This window comes from Pseudomonas sp. GL_135 (assembly GCF_057834665.1).
Window position 1 is genome coordinate 2,214,834 of record NZ_CM174408.1, and the last position, 21,500, is coordinate 2,236,333.

Below are 21,500 nucleotides of genomic sequence, written 5' to 3' on the forward strand. Positions count from 1 at the left end.
TGCAGATCCACATCCTCGACAGCCGTCTCAACCCACAACCCATCGGCGTACCGGGCGAGCTGTACATCGGCGGCGACGGCCTCGCTCGCGGCTACCACTTGCGTCCCGGCCTGACCGCCGAGCGCTTCGTTGCCAGCCCGTTCGGCAACGGCGAGCGGCTGTACCGCACCGGCGACCTGGCCCGCTGGCGTGCCGACGGCGTGGTGGAATACCTCGGCCGTCTCGATCACCAGATCAAGCTGCGCGGCTTGCGGGTTGAAATTGGCGAGATCGAAGCGGCGCTGCTCGATCACCCAGCCGTCAGCGAAGCCGTGGTCATTGCCCGTGAACTCAGCACGGGCATGCAACTGGTGGGCTATCTGGTCGCCGACGATTTTGACGAAGAACACCTGCGCACCCAGCTGAAACAACGCCTGCCGGACTACATGGTCCCGGCTCACTTCGTCACGCTGGAAAGCCTGCCTCTGTCGGCCAACGGCAAGCTCGATCGCAAAGCGCTGCCCGACCCACAGATCCAGCAACGGGCCTTCGAAGCGCCACTGTCGGGAGTCGAAACCCAACTGGCCGCCCTGTGGCAGAACCTGCTCGGCGTCGCGCAGATCGGCCGTCAGGACAACTTCTTCGCCCTGGGCGGGCATTCGCTGATGGGCATTCAACTGGTGGCGCAGATCCGCCGCGACCTGAAGCTAGAATTGCCCCTGCGAGCGTTGTTCGAGTCGCCGGTCCTCGCCGACTTGGCCCACTACCTCAACACCCAGGCACTCCCCACGGCGATGCCGGTGCTGCAGCGTCGCACCGACCGGGAGTTCGCGCCGCAGTCCTTCGCCCAGCAACGCCTGTGGTTCCTCGCGCAGCTGGAGCCCGAGAGCGTCGCGTACAACCTGCCGTGCGTGCTCAACCTCAGCGGCGCGCTGAAACTCGACGCCCTGCAGCAGACCTTCGACGCCTTGGCGGCCCGTCACGAAACCCTGCGCACCTGTTTCCGTCCGTCCTCGATGCAAAACGGGGAGACGGTGCCGCAGCAGCGGATTTTGCCGGTCAGCAGCGTGCACATCCCCCGCCACGACCTGCGCGACAACGCCGCGCCGGAAGCCGCATTCGACGCCCTGGCCGAGGCGTTCATGAACCAGCCGTTCGACCTCGACGCCGAGCGAGCGCCGTGGCGGGTAGCCTTGGCGCGGGTGGCCGATGATCAGTGGCGCCTGCTGCTGTGCATGCACCACATCATCTCCGACGGCTGGTCGGTGCAGGTCATGCTCGAAGACTTCGCCGCGCTCTATCGTCGGTTTGCCCAAGGCAGCGACGCGCAACTGGCTGAGCTGAGCGTCCACTACGCCGACTACGCCGCTTGGCAGCGCGAACACCTGAGCGGTGCCGAGCGCGAGCGCCAGTTGAACTGGTGGCGGGAGGCGCTGGGCGACGAGCAACCGGTGCTGGAGCTGCCGGCGGACCGGTCGCGTCCCGCCGAACGCGATGGCAAGGGCGGGCGCCACGCCTTCGTACTGCCGCAAGAGCTGGCCGACACGCTGGGCCAGACAGCAAAAAACCACGACGCCACGCTGTTCATGCTGTTCCTGGCCGCGTTCGACACCCTGCTGTATCGCCTCAGCGGGCAGCGCGACCTGCGCATCGGCGTGCCGGTGGCCGGCCGCGCCGACGTACAGACCCAAGGCCTGATCGGCTTCTTCGTCAACACCCTGGTGCTGCGCGCCCAGGTCAGCGGCGACCAGCCGTTCACCGCGCTGCTTGCTCAGGTCAAGGACAATCTGCTCGGCGCCCATGCCCATCAGGACCTGCCGTTCGAGCAACTGGTGGAAGCGCTGCAACCGGCGCGCAGCCTGAGCGTCAACCCGCTGTTCCAGGTCAGCTACAACCACCAGCAACAGCCGGATCTGTCGCTGCTGCAGTTCGATGGCCTGAGCTGCGAAGCCCGCCAGTGGGACATCAAGGGCGCGCAATTCGATCTGGTGCTGGGCACCTTCGAACACCGCGACGGCCGCATCAGCGGCTACCTCGATTACGCCACCGACCTGTTCGACGCCTCGACCGTAGCGCGTTTGTTCGAACAACTGGTGACGCTGCTACGGGCGATCTGCGCGCAACCGAATGCCGCCATCGGCGACCTGCCGTTGCTCGGCGAGACGGACCTGGCCGCGCTGGATCAGTGGAACACGCCGCCGTTCTCGCCTTACGTCGATCGGCCGATTCACGCGCTGATCGCCGACCACGCGCGCATTCGGCCCGACGCCATTGCGCTGGTCCATGGCGAGCAGCGCCTGACCTTCGCCGAGTTCGACTGTCGTGCCAACCAACTGGCCCACGCCTTGCGCGCCCGGGGCATAGGCACCGAAGTCCGCGTGGCAATCGCGATGGAGCGGGGAATTGATCTGTGGTTGGCGTTTTATGCCGTGCTGAAAGCCGGCGGCGCCTACATCCCGCTGGACCCGGATTACCCGACCGAGCGCCTGCGTTACATGCTGGAAGACGGCGGTGTGAAACTGCTGATCAGCCACGATGCCGCGCTGGATCGCGTACCGGTGGGCGATGTGCCGTTGCTCAATCTCGACGAACTGGACTGCTCGTCCGAGCCGGTGACTGCACCGGATGTGGTCATTCATCCGCAGCAACTGGCCTACCTGATCTACACCTCGGGTTCGACCGGCAAGCCGAAAGGCGCGGCGATTGCCCACGCCGACATTTCGATGCACATCCAGACCATCGGCGAGCGCTACCGCTTCACGCCGGAGGACCGCAAATTCCACTTCCTGTCGATCAGCTTCGACGGCGCCCACGAAGGCTGGATGATGCCGCTGTGTTATGGCGCCCGCGTGGTCTTGCGCGATCAGGAATTGTGGAGCGTCGAGCAGACCTACGACACGCTGATTCGCGAAGGCATCACCGTCGCCTCGTTCCCGCCGAGCTACCTGCGTCAGCTGTCTGACTGGGCCGGTGTGCAGGGCAAGGGGCCAGGAGTGAAAACCTACTGCTTCGCCGGTGAAGCCTTCAGTCGGGAGATGCTCCATGACGTGATCCGCAATTTGCAGCCGCTGTGGATCATCAACGGCTACGGCCCGACGGAAACCGTGGTCACACCGACCCTGTGGCTGGCCTCCGCCGAGACCGCCGATTTCACCACCGCCTACGCGCCGATCGGTGATCTGGTGGGGGATCGTCAGGGCTACGTGATGGACGCGGACCTCAATCCGCTGCCCCAAGGGATTGCCGGCGAACTCTATCTGGGCGGCGCGGTGGCGCGGGGTTATCTGGACCGTCCGGGCGCAACCGCTGAGCGTTTCCTGCCGCATCCATTCCGCGCCGGTGAACGCATTTATCGCAGCGGCGACCGTGTGCGTTTGAACAGCGAAGGGCTGCTGGAATACCTCGGCCGCATCGACCACCAGATCAAGATCCGTGGCTTCCGCATCGAGGCCGGCGAGATCGAAGCGGCGCTGAAAGCCTGCGACGGCGTGCGTGAAGCGCTGGTGATCGTGCGCGACAAAGGCAACGGCAAGCAGTTGCTCGGCTACGTCGGTGGTAATGACCTGTCGGAAGACAGCCTCAAGCAGCAGCTGAAAACCACCCTGCCGGAGTACATGGTCCCGGCGCACATCGTGGTCATGGAACGTCTGCCGCAGTTGCCTAACGGCAAGCTGGACCGCAATGCGCTGCCCGATCCGCAGTTGGGCAGTCAGGCCTTCGAAGCGCCGGAAGGTGAGCGCGAAGTCGAGCTGGCGCGGGTCTGGCAGCAGTTGCTGGGCGTAGAGAGCATCGGCCGTCAGGACAGCTTTTTCGAGCTGGGCGGCGACTCGATCCAGTCGCTGGCAGTGATCACCCGTCTGCGTCAGGTCGGTTTCAAGCTTCTGCCGAAGGACGTGTTCAGCCATCCGCGACTCAAGGATCTGGCCCTGCGCCTGACGATCATCGAGGCCGGCGCAGCGCTGTTGATTGAAGACGCGCCCACTGGCGAGCTGCCGTTGACGCCGATTCAGGCGCATTTCTTCGAGCAGCCGATGAGCAACCGCGCTCACTTCAACCAGGCGTTGTTGCTGGACGTGCAGCGTCCTCTGGACGCGACGCTGTTGAGCCAGGCGCTGGCCGCGCTGTTGAGTCATCACGATGCGCTGAACCTGAGTTTCCATCAGCACGCCGACGGTCGCTGGCAGCAGCAGTACCGAGCAACACCGGCTGCCGACAGCCTCTGGCGGCGTGACGTGGCCGACGACCGCGCCATGACCGCGCTGTGCGAACAGGCCCAGCGCAGCCTTGATCTGCACGACGGCCCGCTGTTGCGCGTGGTGCTGGCGCAGATGCCGGAAGGGCAAAAGCTGTTGCTGGTCGCTCATCACCTGGTGGTCGATGGCGTGTCGTGGCGGGTGTTGCTGGAGGATCTGGCGCGGGCTTACGCCCAGACCGCTTCGGGCAGCGCGGTTGATCTGGGGCCGAAATCCAGCAGCTTCCAGCGCTGGGCGCGGCATCTGGTCGACGCGGCACAAGCGCCTGAGCGTCAAACCGAAGTTGCGCAATGGCGGGAACAGGTCGGCACCGCCGAGCCGGTCTGGCCGGTGGATCACCCGCAAGGCCGCGCCACGCAACAGGACCTTGAGCAGTGCGAACTGCTGCTGGACGCGGGGCAGACCCGTCGTCTGCTACGCGAAGCCCCGGCGGCACTGGCGGCGCGCACCGATGAAATTCTGTTGGCGGTGCTCGCCGAAGCGCTCAGGGGCTGGAGCGGCCAGCCCGATAATCTCGTCGCGCTGGAAGGTCATGGCCGCGAAGCGCTGGCGGATGGCCTGGATGTGGGCCGCACGGTGGGCTGGTTCACCAGTCTGTTCCCGCTGCGGGTGCGGGCGGCCAACGATATTCGCCAGACCCTCATTGGGGTGCGTGACAGCCTGCGGGGCTTGCCGGACAAGGGCGTCGGCTTCGGCCTGCTGCGCTATCTGGGGAACGAGTCGGCGCGTCAGTCACTGGCCGCGCTGCCGGAGCCCAAGGTGGTGTTCAACTACCTGGGGCAATTCGATCGGGACCTGGGCGATGGCCGCTTCACGCCGTCGAAGGTATCGGCCGGTGCGCTGGTGGATCCGTCCACGCCGCTGAACCGCGAGCTGGAAATCAACGGTCAGGTCTTCGCCGGGCAACTGGGGCTGACCTTCCGCTTCAGCGGTCAGCGTTACCAGCGCCAGACCATCGAACGCCTGCAAACGGCCTATCGCGACGCATTGGTCGCGTTGCTGGAAAGCCTGCCGTCGGCGCAACCGGTTGCACCGCAAAGCCTGCCGGTCAGCCGCGACGGCGCGCCGAATCCATTGATCCGTCTGAGCAGCGGCGCCAGCGACAAACCGCCGGTGTTCTGCGTGCACCCGGTCAGCGGCACGGTGGTCGGCTACTACGCGCTGGCCCGGCGGCTGTCCGCGCAGTGGGACGTGTGTGGCATCCAGAACCGCCAGGTGCTGGACGGCCAGTGGCGCGACAGTTCTATCGAGCAAATGGCCCGCGACTACGTCAAGGCGCTGCTTGAACAGCAGCCGTCCGGCACGTACCGGCTGATCGGCTGGTCGATGGGCGGGACCATGGTCCTGGAAATGGCCCGACTCCTGACCCGACTCGGCAAGCGTGTCGAGTTCGTCGGCCTGATCGACGGCTACGTGCCGGGCGCCGGTCAGCCACGTCCTGCGGTGCCGGACAGCGTGGCCCTTGACGCTGTTGACGGCGATGAAGGCCTGGAAGCCGACGCCCACTGGCAACAGTTGCTCGGCGTTGAGCGGCATATGCGCCAGTTGGCCAATCAATGCCGCGAGATCCACGCCCTCAGGGTGCCGGTCTACGCCTGGTGGGCCGAGCGCTCGCCGGAAAATAACGATAACGCACCGGCTCTTCTGGAGCAGGGCATGGGTGTTCGCTTGCAGGTTTCGGCCTGGATCGACGCCGACCACCTTTCGATCGTCCGTGATCAGCGGTTCATCACTCAGCTTGCCGAGGCCCTCGCGCAGGTCAACGAACGCCCTCATTCCCACGATTTCCAGGAGCACGAACATGCATAGCCAACACAACGTGACGCCGATTGCCGCCCGCCACAGCGAGGCGCTGTCGAGCAGCCCGGACGCCGCCGTGACCAACGCCGACTACCGCTTTGCGCCGACCCCGCGACTGGAGCGCCAGGCCGCCGTGGAATCCAATGCGCGCAGCTACCCGCGGCGCATCCCCCTGGAACTCAAGCGCGCCCAAGGCATTCACGTGCAAGACAGCGAAGGGCGCTGGTTCATCGATTGCCTGGCCGGCGCCGGCACCCTCGCGTTGGGGCATAACCACCCCGAAGTGATCCAGGCCATGCGCGCCACCCTCGACGGCCAGCGTCCGCTGCACACCCTGGACCTGATGACCGAAGCCAAGGACGACTTCATCAACGAGCTGTTCGCCCTGCTGCCGGCGGAATTCGCCAAGGACGCGCGCATTCAGTTCTGCGGCCCGGCCGGCACCGATGCGGTGGAAGCGGCGCTAAAACTGGTGCGCACCGCCACCGGACGCAGCAACCTGATGGCCTACCATGGCGCCTACCACGGCATGACCCAGGGCGCGCTGGCGCTGATGGGCAACCTCGGGCCGAAGACCTACCTGGACGGCATGGCCGGCGGCGCGCAGTTCCTGCCGTTTCCCTACGACTACCGCTGCCCGTTCGGCGTCGGTGGCGAAGCGGGCGAGCGCATCGGCCTGCACTACATCGAGAACCAGCTGACCGACCCGGAAAGCGGTGTGTTGCCGCCGGCCGGGATGATTCTGGAAACCCTGCAGGGGGAGGGTGGTGTGGTGCCGACCTCGGCCAACTGGCTGCGGGAAATCCGCCGCATCACCCGCGACGCCGGGGTGCCGCTGATTCTCGACGAGATCCAGTGTGGTGTGGGCCGCACCGGCAAGCCGTTCGCCTTCGAACACGCGGGCATCGTCCCGGACGTGCTGGTGCTGTCCAAAGCCATCGGCGGCAGCCAGCCGATGGCGGTGGTGGTCTACAACAAGGCGCTGGACGTGTGGAAACCGGGCTCCCACGCCGGCACCTTCCGTGGCAATCAACTGGCGATGGTCGCCGGCTCCACCACGCTGCGCATCGTCCGCGAACAGCAGCTGGACCTGCACGCCGCCGCCATGGGCGAGCGCCTGATCGGGCACCTGCGCGCGTTGCAGAAGGACTTCCCGCAGATGGGCGATGTGCGCGGCATGGGCTTGATGCTGGGGGTGGAAATGGTCGATCTCGAGGGACGTCCCGACGCCCTTGGCCACTTCCCCCACAGCGGTGCGCTGGCCTCGACCATACAGCGTGAATGCCTGCAGCGCGGGTTGATCATCGAAGTGGGCGGGCGGCACTCGTCGGTCATCCGCTTCCTGCCACCGCTGATCGTCACCGCCGCGCAGATCGACCAGATCGGCGACATCTTTGCCGCCGCCGTTTCAGCGGCCGTCAAGCGACTCTGAACCTCTCTGTATCACCCGTGAAACAACGCGAAAGGCCAGGGATGGCCTTTCGCCAATTTCGAAGAATAATAATGGTAATGAGAAACGTTCTTTGTTAAATTTTCACGATTTTTTGACATAAGCGGTCAATTTTGGGGCGTTGCCCCGTGTGATATCAAAGGGAGGGGGAGTTCGGATGGCGAGCAATAACAAGGGTCAATTCAAGGTCAATGCCTTGGCAGCATTGGTCGCAACGGTCGCCTGCCATGGCGCAGCCTGGGCCGCGGATGCCCCGGCCAAGGCCGAGCAGGGCGCCACCATCGAACTGCAGAATTCGATGGTCACCGGCGAAGCACCCGAAGGGGAGCAAACCGTTGGCTATCAGGTGAAAAACAGCACAGCCGGCACCAAGACCAGCACACCGCTGTCGGAAACCCCGCGCTCGGTGTCAGTGGTGACACGCCAGCGCATTCAGGATCAGGGCTCGCAGTCCCTGACCGACATCCTCGGTTACGTCCCCGGCATCTTTGCCCCGCCATTCGCCGTCGGCGACAGTCTCGCGGGCGATCTGTTCTCCATTCGCGGCTACAACGCCACTGACTACGGTTACGGCCTGCTCAAGGACGGCCTGCGTCTGCAAGGCAACCGCTACGACACCACCACCGAACCCTACGGCCTGGAGCGCACCGAAGTGTTCCGCGGCCCGAGCTCGATCCTTTACGGCGAAAACGCACCGGGCGGGCTGGTCAACCTGGTCAGCAAGCGCCCGACCGAAACCGCTCAGGGCGAAGCCAAATTCACCTACGGCAGCAACAACCGCCGCCAGCTGTCCCTCGACGTCTCCGGCCCGCTGACCGACGACAACCGCGTCCTCGGCCGCGTGGTCATGCTCGGCCGCAACGCCGACACCCAAGTGGATTCGGTGCCTGACGACCGCATTTATATCGCGCCGTCGATGACCTTCAACTTCGACGAAGACACCGCGCTGACCCTGCTCTCGTCCTACCAGCGCGACCGCACCAAGCTGCTGCTCGGCTACCCCGCCGCAGGCACCTTGCTGAACAACGTCAACGGCAAGATCGGCAAGGACCAGTTCAACGGCAACCCGAACTGGGACGACTTCGAGCGCGAAACCTGGACCCTGGGTTACGAGTTCAAGCACCAGCTCAACGACACCTGGCAGTTCCGCCAGAACTCGCGCTTCATGGAATCGCGTCTGGACCGTCATGAGACCTGGCCGAATAACCTGAACAATCGTGGCTTCGGCAGCACGCTGAGCAGCACGGCGTACGACCGCGACAATAAATCGGTCACTTACTCGGTGGACAACCAGTTTGAAGGCCACTTCACGTCCGGTGCCCTGGATAACACCCTGTTGTTGGGCGTGAGCTACGACCGCACCTCGTTCAATCAGGACTGGAATGCAGGGCTCGGCGGAACCTACAACGTCTTCAATCCGGTGTTTTCGTCGGTTCCTCCGAGAACCACGCAATACGTGCAGAACTCGCAACTCGACCAGCACATGTATGGCACCTACACGCAGCTGCAAAGCAAGTATGACAACTGGATTTTCCTGCTGGGCGGCCGCCAGGACTGGGTGCACAGCGAATACCGTAACCGCGCCAGCGCCGCGCGGGCGGGCAGTGCTGCCGTTGCCGGCACCGATCTGGATGGATGGGATAACGAGTTCAGCTGGCAAACCGGGTTGATGTACCAGTTTGAAAACGGCTTGTCGCCGTATGTCAGTTATTCCACTGCGTTTACCCCGGCACAGCAGTCGTCGAGTCCGACCGGAGGGCTGTTCGATCCGATCAAGAGCGAGCAGTACGAGATGGGTCTGAAGTATGAGCCGAGGGGCTGGAACACGACCTTCAGCGCGGCGGTGTTCAATCTCACCAAAACCGACGACGTCGTGCCCGATAGCACCGGTTTCAGCCGTCAGGTCGGCAAGAGCGAGTCCAAGGGCGTCGAGCTTGAGATGAACAGTGATGTGACGAAGAACCTCAGTTTGACGGCTTCGTATACGTACACCGATGCCCGCGTGACCAAGGACACAGCGGGTTCGCTGTTCAAGGATCATCAGTTGACCGGCATACCGCGTAATCAGGCGAGTACGTGGGCGACGTATCGGTTCCTCGATGGTCCGATGAGCGGTTTCCATGTGGGTGGCGGGGTGCGTTATTTCGATAATACGTTCGCGTATACCGCGCCGACGCTGTACGGGAAGTTGAAGACGGGTGATGTGACGCTGGTGGATGCGTTGGTGGGGTATGACATCGATAAGCATTGGTCGGTGGATGTGAACGCGAAGAATCTCTTCGACAAGGAGTATGTGAGCGGCTGCAATAACGCGGGTCGGTGTTATTGGGGCGAAGAGCGGACCGTGCTCGGGACCGTCGCGTTTCGCTGGTAATCCGCTCTTAACATCAACAGCGTCTGCCTGGGGGCAGACGTTTCGCCTTCGGCGACTTACTTTTGAAAAGCACCAAAAGTAAGCAAAAGTGCCTGCTCCTGGTTGGGCCCGACTTCGTCGGGTTCCTTCACTCCGGTCCCGCTCCGTGGGCCCGCGCCGAACGGACATCCATGTCCTGACGGCGCTCTCGCCGCATCCATGCGGCTCGGCCCACTCCGCGAGACCTCCGTTCAGCCTGCACCCAAGTCGCGATGGGTGTCGTCTGGACTTCCTGCGTATGAAGATCAAAAGCAACGGCCACGGCCACGGCAACGGCCACGCCCACGGCCACGGCTTCCCGGCTGAAGCCGGTCCCACAGTCGAGGTGGCCGCGATGCTTGCTGACTGCACGCGCCGCTTTTAGTGGGACCGGCTTTAGCCGGGAAGGCGTCGGCAGTCACACGGCGAGATTGATGGCGACCCTGCTGATCATTGAACTACGGCCCGACGGCCACGTCTTCCCAGTTGAAGCCGGTCCCACAGTCGAGGCCGCCGCGATGCTTGCTGACTGCACGCGCTGCTTTTAGTGGGACCGGCTTTAGCCGGGAAGGCGTCGGCAGTCACACCGCGAGATTGATGGCGACCTAGCTGATCATTGAGCTGCGGCCCGACGCCCGATCTATGGAAGCTTGCCGCCCGAATTGCACTTTTTGGCCGTGAGCCGTTCTGACCTTGGCCGGGACGCGGCGATTCACGCGGCGTCCAGTTCGTTGAAGCTTGGGATTGATGCTCGCCGTGTTCACTGTTTTTTCCGTTTGCCGACGCCTTCGCCCGCTGTTTGCCCTGTGCATTTTTGGGCTCGGCGCGGCAGGTTGTACCCGCCAGGACGGTCAGGATGTCGCCACGCAGTTCAGCGAGACGCGCCCCCAGGAGTTTTTCCAGACCAGCGTGGACCGCATGGCAACACTGGCCATGCGCGATAACCTCGACAGCCTCTATCTGCTGATGAACAAGCTCTACCTGCGCAATCCTGGCGAGTGGCGCAAGTCCGGCTTTGTTGACGCCGCCGCCGCAGAGCGCAACGTGCGCGAGGCCATTGACCAGCGAAAGCCGTTGCCTCAGCTGGGCACCCGGCGCGACCTTGCGGCACTGAGCTACGCCCTGAGCCCGGAGTTTCTCGGCGATCGCGTGGGCGCCTTCATTTATGCCATTGGCAGCATGCTGGTCACGGCCCACGGCGGGCGCTTTGAATTCTTCATGACCGACCAGATCAACCCGACCTTCGTCAGCAACGCCGCGCGCAATATCGAGAAGGCCACTTGGCTGCTGAGCCAGCGCCAGAACGCCAACGGCGAGCTGTTGCTGTTCTCCAACGAGATTTCGGAGGAGGGCAGCAACCTCAGCTTTGCCACCGAATTTGGCAAGATCGTGGCACGCCTTGATCTGCTCACCCAGATGCTCGACGAGCGATATAGACGCATCGGCTTGAATTACGCCCAGAGCCTGCTGTTCTTGAACTTCCTGCCAGTGCAATGACGCCCCGCTGCGCGGTGAAAAAACCTTTCCGCAGCCCCTCATCCTTGTCGACTTCCGGTCGATAGCTCATCAGGAGTATGCAAAACAATTACAAAATATTTGGCATGGGGACGACGATGTTTAAAACAGTGCAGGCGCGCTATACGGTCATATTTGTGGCCTTGATTGTGGTGATCGCGGTGATCACCGAGCAGGGCATCGTCCACTTGGTTACCCCCAAGGTCCGTGCGACCCAGGAGCAGGTGGTCCTGAGCCAGGTTGACCAGATTGGTACGCGCATCCTCTCGGACCTGGCCCGCGTCGAGGCCCAGTCCCGGGCGATCACCCAGGCGGTGCCGCTGCTGGACAGCGATGGCATCGACAAGGTGCTGCCAGGGCTGGTCGATCAATATGGCGATCAGAAAGTCTTTGGTGGCGGCGTCTGGCCGATGCCGGACAAACGCACCCCGGGGCGCAACAAGCACAGCTCGTTTGTCCACCGCGACGGCAGCGGCCAGTTGGTGGTGAGCACGTTCTGGAACTCCGACCCTGCACCCAACTACTGGGAACAGCCGTGGCACCGTGCCGGGCAGAACGCACCCAAAGGCAAATGCGCCTGGGCCGCCGCCTATCAGGACGAAGCCAGCCCGCAGCCGCGCACCAACTGCGCGATGGGCATCTACAAAGACGGCGCGCTGTACGGCGTTTCGACCATCGACGTCACCCTGGGCTTCTTCAACGGCCTGATCCAGGAGAAGGAAAAAGACATTCAGGGTCAGGTGATGATCGTCGAGCGCGACGGCAAAATCCTGACCAACCAGAGCCGCATCCCCGGCGAAATCATCCTCAAGACCATTTCCGGCTTCAGCGGCCAGTCGATGTTCGCCAAGGCCATTCAGGAGGGCCTCGGCAAGATCTCCGGCGACGCTGTGTATTCCCAGGAATACATCGACCCGCAACTGGGTGACCTGACCTTCTTCCTGCGGCCGGTCGCGGGCACGCCGTGGGTCATCGCCACGTCGCTGCCGACGGCCATGCTCACCGCCAGCAGCACCGAAGTGCTCAAGACCCTGGGCTGGTTGCAGATTCCACTGGTCATTCTGCTGCTGGTGGTGCTGGGCTTTGCTTTCCATCGCCTGCTGGCACGCCTGACCGTGCTGCGCACCAACATCGACGCGCTGTCTTCGGGTGAAGCTGACCTGACCCGCCGTATTCCCATCAAAGGCCAGGACGAACTGGACGCTGTCGGCCATTCGGTCAACAAGTTCATCGCCTTCCAGCAAGCCATGATTGTCGAGGTGCGCAGCGGCACCGAGCAGATCTCGGCCGGGCTGGTGCAGTTGCAGGACCAGTCGCGCAACATCAACCAGATCCTCAACCGTCACGCCTCGGAAACCGATCAGGCCGTGACCGCAATCAACGAGATGAGCGCCACCGCCGACAGCGTCGCCGAGAGCGCTACGCAGACGGCGAGCTTTACTCAATCGGCGAACGATGCCGCCCAGCGTTCCCGTGACGTCGTCGACGAAGCGTCGGTCAGCGTGCGGGCGTTGGTGGCGGAAGTCGAAGACGCGACTAAATACGTGCAGGAAATGCAGGTTGACGCCAAGCGCATCACTGACGTGCTCGGGGTCATCGGCGGCATCGCCCAGCAAACCAACCTGCTGGCCCTGAACGCAGCCATCGAAGCCGCGCGGGCCGGCGAGCAGGGCCGAGGCTTTGCGGTGGTGGCCGATGAGGTGCGGGCGCTGGCCGGTCGCACTCAGCAGAGCACGTCGGAGATCAACGAGATGCTCGCGCGGCTGGAGCAGGGCGTGAGCACCGCCGTGGGCGCCATGGAAAAAACCAAGGTCAGCTGCCAGTCGACCGCGGACCGCACGTCGCGGGTCAACGAAGGCTTGGATGGCATGGCCGGTTCGGTGCTGCGCATCCATGACCTGAGTGCGCACATTGCAACCGCGGCAGAGGAGCAAAGCGCGGTGACCGAGGAGATCAACCAGAACATGATCGCCATTCGGCACATGGTCGGCGAACTGGTGGGTTGTGGTCAGCAGACCGACACCAGCGTGGACGCGCTGATGGCGTCCAACGAGCGACTGGTGGCGATGATCGATCGCTTCAAGGTCCGCTAACCGGCAATCCATTCACACGCGCAAAGCAAAGCCGGAGCCCATGAAGCTCCGGCTTTTTCGTTGCGCGGCAAAGATTTCCCTGCTCAGTAGCTGTCGCCGCGAATGTAATCCTGCATCTGCTGTATCAACTTGGCCTGTTCGGCAATGGCCGCCTTGACCAGGTCGCCGATGGATAACAGGCCGATCAGTCGGCCCTCGTCCACCACCGGCAAGTGGCGCAATCGGCGGTCGGTCATGATGTTCATGCAGTGCTCGACCGTGTGCTGCGAACCCACGGTCAGCACCTCGTGGGTCATGATGTCACTGACCGGCGTGCCGACCGAGGCGCGGCCCTTGAGCTCCATCTTGCGGGCGTAGTCCCGCTCGCTGACGATGCCGACCACCTTGCCGGCCCGGACCACGGGCACGGCGCCGATGTTTTTCTCGGCCATCAATTTGATCGCCTCGATGACCATCTGTTCGGGCCCGACGGTATGGACGTCAGCGTGGTGTGAGTCTTTCAACTTCAGTAGTTCGGCTACGGTCGTCATGCTGGCCTCTCCCGCGCGTTTCTTGTGAGCACGGCCCGTCTGGCCGTGCATAGAGAATCGTCGAGAGATGGCATTACGGCAAGTTTGAAAGCGCCATGCAGCGCCCCAAACGCGCCATGCCGACGTGGGGAGTCGATGCCGGAAAGATCAGACAGGCCCGTCAGAGGGCTTGCGCCGGGGGCGGGAGATCACTGATTCGATGTTCTTGCGTCCGATCAGCAGCGGGCTTTTGGCTTTGCGCGAGGCCGGCATGTCGGCCAGCCATTTGTACATCACCAGGCAATCCACCAGCCCGAGCCGGGCATGGCGGTAAGCGCGGGGCAGGCGACCCACCACCTCGAAACCGAGTTTCTGCCAGAGTGCGACCGCGACGTCGTTGGTGGCAACGACGGAGTTGAACTGCATGGCCGAAAAGCCGCTGTCCAGCGCCAACTGCTGGGAGTGCTCGCACATCAGGCGCGCGACGCCACGACCCCGCGCTGCCGGGGTGACCATGTAGCCGCAATTGCTGACATGACCGCCAGGGCCGGCGGCGTTGGCCTTGAGGTAAAAACTGCCGAGCAGCACGCCGTCTTCTTCAGCGATCAGGGTGTGCAGCGGGTACTCCAGCCACAGGTGCCGGGCTTGCTCGACGGTCAGGTCGGGGGCGTAGGCGTAGGTTTCCTGCGCCCGGATCACGGCCTGGAAGGTGGGCCAGAAGACCTCGAAGTCGTCGGCGGTCATGGGGCGGATGTGGATCATGGGGCGATTCCGGAATTCGGGGGAGATGCAGGGCTTACGAACAATGTGGTTCATGTGGGAGTGACCGGGGTGGCGCTCCACCTTGCTCACGAAGGCGGTTTCACTACCGCCAGATATGCGTTGGCCGATCGGGCCTCTTCGCGAGCAAGCTCACTCCCACAGGGTGGTGCGGTGTGGCGCCTGAAGTATGACCACAGGCGGATACAGTGTTATGAAACAACCCGATAGCAGGGCACATACGCGGCGCCGCCCGGCAGTTTCATCCGGTGCTGTTCGACGAAAGCCTGCAGCAGCTTGTCCAGCGGCTGCATCACTTCGGCGTCGCCGTGGATTTCATACGGGCCGTGTTCCTCGATCAGGCGAATGCCTTTGTCCTTGACGTTCCCCGCCACAATCCCGGAGAACGCGCGGCGCAGGTTCGCCGCCAGTTCGTGGGGCGGCAGGTCGCGACGCAGTTGCAGGCTGGCCATGTTGGCGTGGGTCGGGTCGAAGGGACGCTGGAAGCTTTCTTCGATCTTCAGCAGCCAGTTGAAGTGGAAGGCGTCGGCGCGGTCGCGGCGGAACTGGCGCACCGACGCAAGGCCCAGGGTCATCTGTCGCGCCACTTCCGACGGGTTGTCGATGATGATCTGGTAATGCTTGTGCGCTTCTTCGCCCAGCGTGGCGCTGACGAACGCGTGCAATTGCTCCAGGTACGGCGCGGTGCTTTTCGGGCCGGTGAGAATGACCGGGAACGGCAGGTCCTGGTTGTCCGGGTGCATGAGGATGCCGAGCAGGTAGAGGAATTCCTCCGCCGTGCCTGCGCCACCCGGGAAAATGATGATGCCGTGGCCCACCCGCACAAAGGCTTCCAGGCGCTTTTCGATGTCCGGCAGGATCACCAGTTCGTTGACGATCGGATTCGGCGCTTCGGCCGCGATGATGCCCGGCTCGGTCAGGCCCAGATAGCGGCCGCCGGTGATGCGCTGCTTGGCGTGGGCAATGGTGGCGCCCTTCATCGGGCCTTTCATCACGCCGGGGCCGCAACCGGTGCAGATGTCCAGCTTGCGCAGGCCCAGCTCGTGGCCGACCTTCTTGGTGTATTTGTATTCTTCGGTATTGATCGAGTGGCCGCCCCAGCACACCACCATCTTCGGCTCGACGCCGGGGCGCAGGGTGCGGGCATTGCGCAACAGGTGGAAAACGTAGTCGGTGATGCCCTGAGAGCTGCTCAGGTCGATGCGCTGGCTGTCGAGCTCGCTCTCGGTGTAGACGATGTCGCGCAGGGCGCTGAAGAGCATTTCCCGGGTGCTGGCGATCATCTCGCCGTCGACGAAGGCGTCGGCCGGGGCGTTCAGCAGTTCGAGGCGCACGCCACGGTCTTGCTGGTGGATGCGCACTTCGAAGTCCTGATAGGCCTCTAAGATGGTTTTCGCGTTATCGACATGGGCGCCGGTGTTGAGGATGGCCAGGGCGCACTGGCGGAACAAGGTGTAGATGCTGCCGGAGCCTGCGGCACTGAGCTGTTGGACTTCACGTTGCGACAGGGTTTCCAGGCTGCCTTTCGGGCTGACCGAAGCGTTGATGACGTGTCTTGGAGCCATTCTTGATTCCTTGAAAGCGGTGCCGGGCGCCGCGAAGGGGCAGGGCACGAATACAGTGAACGTCCGGGACGCTCACCCATGGGCCATTTTTTACATCGGTTGGTCAGGAAAGCAAACGTTGTGAGCGCGAATCTGGAAATTTCCCGTGACCCCGGTATGCTGCACGTCGACGCCCAGACCCATCGGCCTTCCCGACGCTATGATCTTCAACTTCACGATTTTTCTCCTCACCCTTGTCGCCATGGAAGGGGTCGGCTTTCTCGCCCACAAGTACGTCATGCACGGCTGGGGCTGGTGCCTGCACAAGTCCCACCACGAAGAACACCTCGGCGCGTTCGAAACCAACGATGTTTATCTGCTGGCGCTGGGCCTGGTGGCGGTTGCGCTCATCGTGGCCGGCAACAGCGGCCATGATCCACTGCAATGGGTGGGCGCCGGCGTCGCGGCGTTCGGCCTGATTTACGTGCTGGTTCACGACGGCATGGTCCATCGCCACTGGCCTGCGCGACCGCGGCCGCGCAGTCGCTACCTCAAACGCCTCTACCACGCGCACCTGATGCACCATGCGGTGAAAGGCCGACGCAACAGCGTGTCGTTTGGCTTCCTTTACGCGCCCTCGGCGGCCACGCTGAAAAAGCAGCTGCGCGATCAGCGCTCTGCTGCAGGCTGCGGGCGCTGCCGGGATCTGGGCGGGATGGGCACGGATTTGCAGAACGGTTGAACGGGGCCCGCGCCGAACCTGTCATTAATTTCACGTGGGTCACGCTTTTCATCGTCGTGTTGCTGTCGTAGAACTGACGGTCAGTCGTCTCACGCTGTTAATCCAACCGAATTTCTTATCCGGAGAACCCCATGACTCAGGCATCCACACAGGCAACGGGCAAGACCATCACGTTCAAGCGCCCGGACGGCAAAGAGTTGAGTGGCTATCTGGCCAGCCCGGCCAAGACCGAAGGCGCACCCGCCGTGGTGGTGATTCAGGAATGGTGGGGCCTGAACGATCAGATCCGTGGCGTGGCTGATCGGCTGGCGGCGTGCGGTTATCTGGCGCTGGTGCCCGATCTTTACCGTGGCGAAATGACGGTCGAGGAAGAAGAAGCCCACCATTTGATGGACAAACTCGACTTCGCCGATGCCGCCAACCAGGACATCCGCGGCGCCGTGCAGTACCTCAAGGGCCACAGCCAGAACGTCGGTGTCACCGGTTTCTGCATGGGCGGCGCACTGACCCTGCTGGCGCTGAACTTCATTCCCGAGCTGTCCGCCGGTGTGGCCTTCTACGGCATGCCGCCGCTGGAATTCCTTGACCCTGCCGCGATCAAGGTGCCGGTGATGGCGCATTGGGGCACCCAGGATGAATTCTTCCCGGCGGACGGCGTCGATCAGCTCGAAGCCAAACTCAGCGAAGGCGGCGTTAACGTCGAATTCCACCGCTATCTGGCCCACCACGCCTTCGCCAACGAAGAAGCCGTCGGCCCTGGCCGGATTCCGGGCACGCAGTACGATCCGGTCTGGGCGCAACTGGCCATGGACCGCACGCTGACGTTCTTCGGCCGCACCTTGTGGGGCTGAGCCAGGCGTTAGGCGCGGGCATCAGCCAGCGCTGAAACCGCCATCCACTGTCAGGGTCACGCCGTTGATCATGCCCGCGTCGTCGCTGAGTAAAAAGGCGATGGTCGCGGCGATTTCCCCGGGCTGAACGAAGCGGCCCAGGGGAATCCGCGACAGCATCGCGCCGGCCTTGACCGGGTCGCTCCAGGCCTTGTCCGCCATCGGCGTCAACGTCACCACCGGGTTGACGCTGTTGACCCGTATGCCGTGGGGGCCAAGTTCGACGGCCATTACCCGGGTCATGGCATCCAGCGCGGCTTTCGACGCGCAATACGCCAGATGGTCCCGCGTACCGACCGCGGCCGCCAGGCTTGAGACGTTGACGATGGCGCCCGGCACACCGCGAGCGATCAGGTGGCGGGCGACGACTTGCGCCACGACCATGGGCGCCCGGGTGTTCACCGCCATCAAGTGATCGAAAGTCTCCACCGATGTGTCGAGAAATGATTCCAGCTCGACCACCCCCGCGCAGTTGACCAACAAGTCGATGGGCAGCACCGAGGCCACGGCCGCGCGGGTGGCGTTTACGTCGGCCAGATCCGCCACCGCCGAGTGTGCGCAATAGGCCAGATCCTTCGGATTGCGCCCCATGGCGATCACCTCTGCACCGCATCGCTCCAGCCACTGCACCGTTTCGCGGCCAATGCCCTTGCCCGCGCCGGTGACCAGAATCCGCTTGCCGCCAAAGTCATGATGGGCCATCGCGATCGCTCCAGAAGGGTGGGTCAATTGTCCTGATCGAGCAGTTGCCGGGCCGCGCTTTCGTCGATGACCAGCTCATGGACGACATTGCGCAGCAGCACCGCGCGAATGATGTCGGCCTTGTACGGCCCGCCGGAGACCAGCACGACCTTCTTGATCCGTCGCAGGTCTTCCAGGTCCAGCGACACGGCGCGACGGTTCAGCGGGTGATCGACTTCGATGCCGTCGCGGTCCAGCCAGCGGCCGAGCAGGTCTCCGACGGCACCGGCGGCACGCAGCGAGCGCGCGTCCTCATCGTTGACCAGCCCCAGTTCCAGCATCAGCGAACGCTCGCTGAGATCACCGACGGTGAGCAACGCCAGGTCGGCTTGCCGCGCCTTGCCGAGCACGGCCTGCACTGAGGACTCTTCGAGGTACATGTCGCGGTATTGCTCTGAAGGTGCGAACACCGGCGCGGCGAGGTAGTACCAGGAGCCGCCGAACAGCCCGGCCAAACTCGAGGCGATCTCCACCGTGTTGTTGGCCGAGCCGTAATGCAGGCCGCCGAGCAGCGACAGCACGGTCAGGTTCGGCAGCGCCCGTGCGGACAGTTCACGCACGGCCTGGCGCAGGGTGCGGCCCCAACCCACGGCGACGATGCTGCCGTCGACGAGGTATTCCTCGATGCTTGGCGCGATGCCGACGCCGAGCACACGGAAGATGCTCGACGGATCGTCGGGCGAGGGCACGACGGTGACGCGACGCAGGCCGAAGCGGTTCTGTAGATGCTCTTCCAGTTCGATGCAGGCCGCCAGCGGCGAGGTGATGCGAATCTGGACCACGCCGGTTTCGCGGCAGGTCGCCAGGGCCTTGTTGACCCGCACGCGGGTGATGCCCAGCCGGTCGGCGATCTGCTGCTGGGTCATGTTGTTGACGTAATAGGACCAGGCGATGCGGATATTGAGCTGATCCTCGGCGCTCACCGTTTCGGTGGTGAAGGGGGTGTCCGGGTAAAGGTTCTGCACGGCGGTGTCCTTACTGTGGCCGTTAACGCGGGGCGTCTATTTCACGGCGCCCATGGTCAGCCCTTGTACCAGATGCTTGGAGACCATCAACGCGAAAATGATCACCGGGAACACGATCAGTGTGCCGGTGGCCATGATCTCGCCCCAGGGCAAGTCGTAGCCGCTCATGAAACTGGTGGCGGTCACCGGCGCGGTGCGGGCGGTATTGCGCGTCAGCACCAGCGCATAGAGCAGCTCGTTCCAGGAAAAGATGAACGAGAAGATTGCTGACACCGCCACCCCCGGCATCGCCAGCGGCAAGGCGATGCGCCAGAAGATGGTGAAGCGTGACGCGCCGGACAGCCGCGCAGCTTCGTCCAGGTCCTTCGGCACGCCGCGAAACTGGTCGGTGCAGATCCACACGACGATGGGCAGGTTGAAGGTCAGGTAGATCAGGATCAGCACCAGATGGGTGTCGATCAGGCCTATGTTGCGCGCCATCAGGAAGATCGGCAGCGCCACGACAATCGGACTGAGCATGCGGTTGGTGATGAACCAGAACCACAGGTCTTCCTTGCCCTTGAATTCGAACCGCGCCAGGGCGTAGGCCGCCGGTGTGCCGAGGCCCACGGCGAGCACGGTGGTGCAGACCGCGACGATCAGCGAGTTGCCAAGGCTGTGCAGCACGTCGCGCTCGAACAGCACTTTCACGTAGTTATCCAGGTGTGGCGTGAACGCCCAGATCGGCGGCGAGGCGAGGGCTTCGGCCTGGGTCTTGAGGCTGGTGGCGACCATCCAGTAGAACGGAAACACCGCGAACAGGAAGATCGCCAGCAGGCCGACCAGATGCCAGGCATTGACCCTTTTGCGTGGGCGAGCGAAAGCGGGAGCGGCCGGGTGTTTTGCAGCGGGTACGGTGGCCATGTCAGATCTCCCGATAAACGAATTTGATGTACAGCCGGGCCAGCACGATGGTCAGGATCAGCATGAGGATCGCCTGCGCCGACGCGACGCCCTGATCGAACACCCGAAAGCCGATGCGCTGGATGTACACGCTGACCAGTTCGGTTGCCGCCCCAGGCCCGCCGCGGGTCATGGTGAACACGGTGTCGAACATCTTGAGGATGTCAGCGGTGCGCAGAATCAGAATCACCGTCGCGCTGGGCAATAGAAACGGCAGCTGCACATAACGCACGATCTGCCAGCGGCTGCGGGTTTCCAGGCGCGCGGCCTCTTCAATCTCATTGGGGACCATGGTCAGCCCCGCCAGCAGCACCAGCGCGCAGAAGGGCGTCCACTGCCAGATGTCCATCAGCGCCACGGCAATGAACGCGTTGGTGGTGTCGCCCAGCCATTCGACCGGCCCGGCGTTGACCAGTGAGAGCAGGGCGTTGGCCACCCCGAAATCGCGGTTGAAGATCAGCCGGCCAATCAGCCCGGCCACGGCGGGCGCGGTGGCCAGCGGGATGACCAGGCTCATGCGCGCCAGCAGTTTGAAACCGGAGAGGCCCGGCTTGTGCAGCATCAGCGCAATGATCAGGCCCAGCGCCAGCTGGATCGGCACCACGGTGATCAGAAACAGCCCGGTTCGGCCCAACGCGGCCCAGAACGACGCGTCGTTAAGCACGTTGAGGTAGTTGTCGAAGCCGATGAAAGGCGTCGCGTCCCTTGGCCGGGCGAGGTTGTACTGGCGGAACGAGTTGACCAGCGCAAACACCGTCGGAAAGATGCCGATCAGTGCCAGGGCAACGGTGGCCGGCGCGAGAAAGGCAAAGGCCGCGCGGGTGTTGTTCCACAGGGTCGGGAAGGGTGGTTTTTTCTTGTTCGGCATGTGTTGGGTCTCGAAGGTGCGGGCATCTCACGGCATT

15 protein-coding genes (1 of these 15 only partly in view) are annotated in these 21,500 nt (G+C 63.6%); 8 read left to right on the forward strand and 7 right to left on the reverse strand.

Annotated elements, in window-relative coordinates:
* The 6 genes from AC3ISG_RS09940 to AC3ISG_RS09965 all read left to right on the forward strand — a co-directional run.
* Positions 1-6,041 carry the 3' portion of a non-ribosomal peptide synthase/polyketide synthase gene (locus AC3ISG_RS09940; protein WP_489299133.1) on the forward strand. It extends 10,132 nt beyond the left edge of the window, so the window shows 6,041 of its 16,173 coding nt (coding positions 10,133-16,173); its start codon lies off the left edge, out of view; the stop codon is at positions 6,039-6,041.
* Positions 6,034-7,464: an aspartate aminotransferase family protein gene (locus AC3ISG_RS09945; protein ID WP_489299134.1), complete on the forward strand. Its 1,431-nt coding sequence runs from the start codon at positions 6,034-6,036 to the stop codon at positions 7,462-7,464. Before AC3ISG_RS09940 ends, AC3ISG_RS09945 begins: the two co-directional genes overlap by 8 nt.
* A 175-nt stretch (positions 7,465-7,639) precedes the next feature.
* Positions 7,640-9,856, forward strand: coding sequence for a TonB-dependent siderophore receptor (locus AC3ISG_RS09950; protein ID WP_489299135.1), 2,217 nt, complete (start codon positions 7,640-7,642; stop codon positions 9,854-9,856).
* A gap of 277 nt (positions 9,857-10,133) precedes the next feature.
* Positions 10,134-10,259 (forward strand): hypothetical protein, encoded by a 126-nt coding sequence (locus AC3ISG_RS09955; RefSeq protein WP_272635146.1) that lies wholly within the window; start codon positions 10,134-10,136, stop codon positions 10,257-10,259.
* Positions 10,260-10,669: 410 nt separating this feature from the next.
* Positions 10,670-11,371 (forward strand): hypothetical protein, encoded by a 702-nt coding sequence (locus AC3ISG_RS09960; RefSeq protein ID WP_489299491.1) that lies wholly within the window; start codon positions 10,670-10,672, stop codon positions 11,369-11,371.
* Positions 11,372-11,487: 116 nt separating this feature from the next.
* Positions 11,488-13,482 (forward strand): methyl-accepting chemotaxis protein, encoded by a 1,995-nt coding sequence (locus AC3ISG_RS09965; protein WP_489299136.1) that lies wholly within the window; start codon positions 11,488-11,490, stop codon positions 13,480-13,482.
* 83 nt (positions 13,483-13,565) lie between these two features.
* On the opposite strand, the gene AC3ISG_RS09970 is transcribed toward AC3ISG_RS09965, so the two are convergent.
* The 3 genes from AC3ISG_RS09970 to ppnN all read right to left on the reverse strand — a co-directional run bounded on the left by AC3ISG_RS09970 (position 13,566) and on the right by ppnN (position 16,336).
* A complete protein-coding gene (locus tag AC3ISG_RS09970) occupies positions 13,566-14,012 on the reverse strand; it encodes a CBS domain-containing protein (protein ID WP_122534595.1) in 447 nt (148 codons plus the stop codon).
* Between the two features lie 147 nt (positions 14,013-14,159).
* Positions 14,160-14,753, reverse strand: a complete 594-nt coding sequence (locus AC3ISG_RS09975; RefSeq protein ID WP_122534596.1) for a GNAT family N-acetyltransferase — start codon at positions 14,751-14,753, stop codon at positions 14,160-14,162.
* 209 nt (positions 14,754-14,962) lie between these two features.
* On the reverse strand, positions 14,963-16,336 hold the full coding sequence (gene ppnN, locus AC3ISG_RS09980) for a nucleotide 5'-monophosphate nucleosidase PpnN (RefSeq protein ID WP_065991552.1): 1,374 nt from the start codon (positions 16,334-16,336) through the stop codon (positions 14,963-14,965).
* A gap of 199 nt (positions 16,337-16,535) precedes the next feature.
* Between ppnN and AC3ISG_RS09985 the strand changes: the two genes are divergently transcribed.
* Both AC3ISG_RS09985 and AC3ISG_RS09990 read left to right on the forward strand, forming a co-directional pair.
* A complete protein-coding gene (locus AC3ISG_RS09985) occupies positions 16,536-17,057 on the forward strand; it encodes a sterol desaturase family protein (RefSeq protein WP_489299492.1) in 522 nt (173 codons plus the stop codon).
* Positions 17,058-17,188: 131 nt separating this feature from the next.
* On the forward strand, positions 17,189-17,908 hold the full coding sequence (locus AC3ISG_RS09990) for a dienelactone hydrolase family protein (protein WP_489299137.1): 720 nt from the start codon (positions 17,189-17,191) through the stop codon (positions 17,906-17,908).
* Between the two features lie 21 nt (positions 17,909-17,929).
* Here AC3ISG_RS09990 and AC3ISG_RS09995 read toward each other — a convergent pair whose 3' ends face one another.
* Genes AC3ISG_RS09995 through AC3ISG_RS10010 form a run of 4 tightly spaced genes read right to left on the reverse strand, consistent with a single transcriptional unit; the run spans position 17,930 to position 21,463 of the window.
* A complete protein-coding gene (locus AC3ISG_RS09995; protein ID WP_489299138.1) occupies positions 17,930-18,649 on the reverse strand; it encodes an SDR family oxidoreductase in 720 nt (239 codons plus the stop codon).
* A 23-nt stretch (positions 18,650-18,672) separates the two neighbouring features.
* Positions 18,673-19,653, reverse strand: coding sequence for a sugar-binding transcriptional regulator (locus tag AC3ISG_RS10000; protein WP_489299139.1), 981 nt, complete (start codon positions 19,651-19,653; stop codon positions 18,673-18,675).
* 36 nt (positions 19,654-19,689) lie between these two features.
* A complete protein-coding gene (locus AC3ISG_RS10005) occupies positions 19,690-20,556 on the reverse strand; it encodes a carbohydrate ABC transporter permease (protein WP_489299140.1) in 867 nt (288 codons plus the stop codon).
* Between the two features lies 1 nt (position 20,557).
* The gene (locus tag AC3ISG_RS10010) at positions 20,558-21,463 is read right to left on the reverse strand and encodes a carbohydrate ABC transporter permease (RefSeq protein WP_489299141.1); all 906 of its coding nucleotides are present in this window, start codon (positions 21,461-21,463) and stop codon (positions 20,558-20,560) included.
* Between the last annotated feature and the right edge of the window lie 37 nt (positions 21,464-21,500).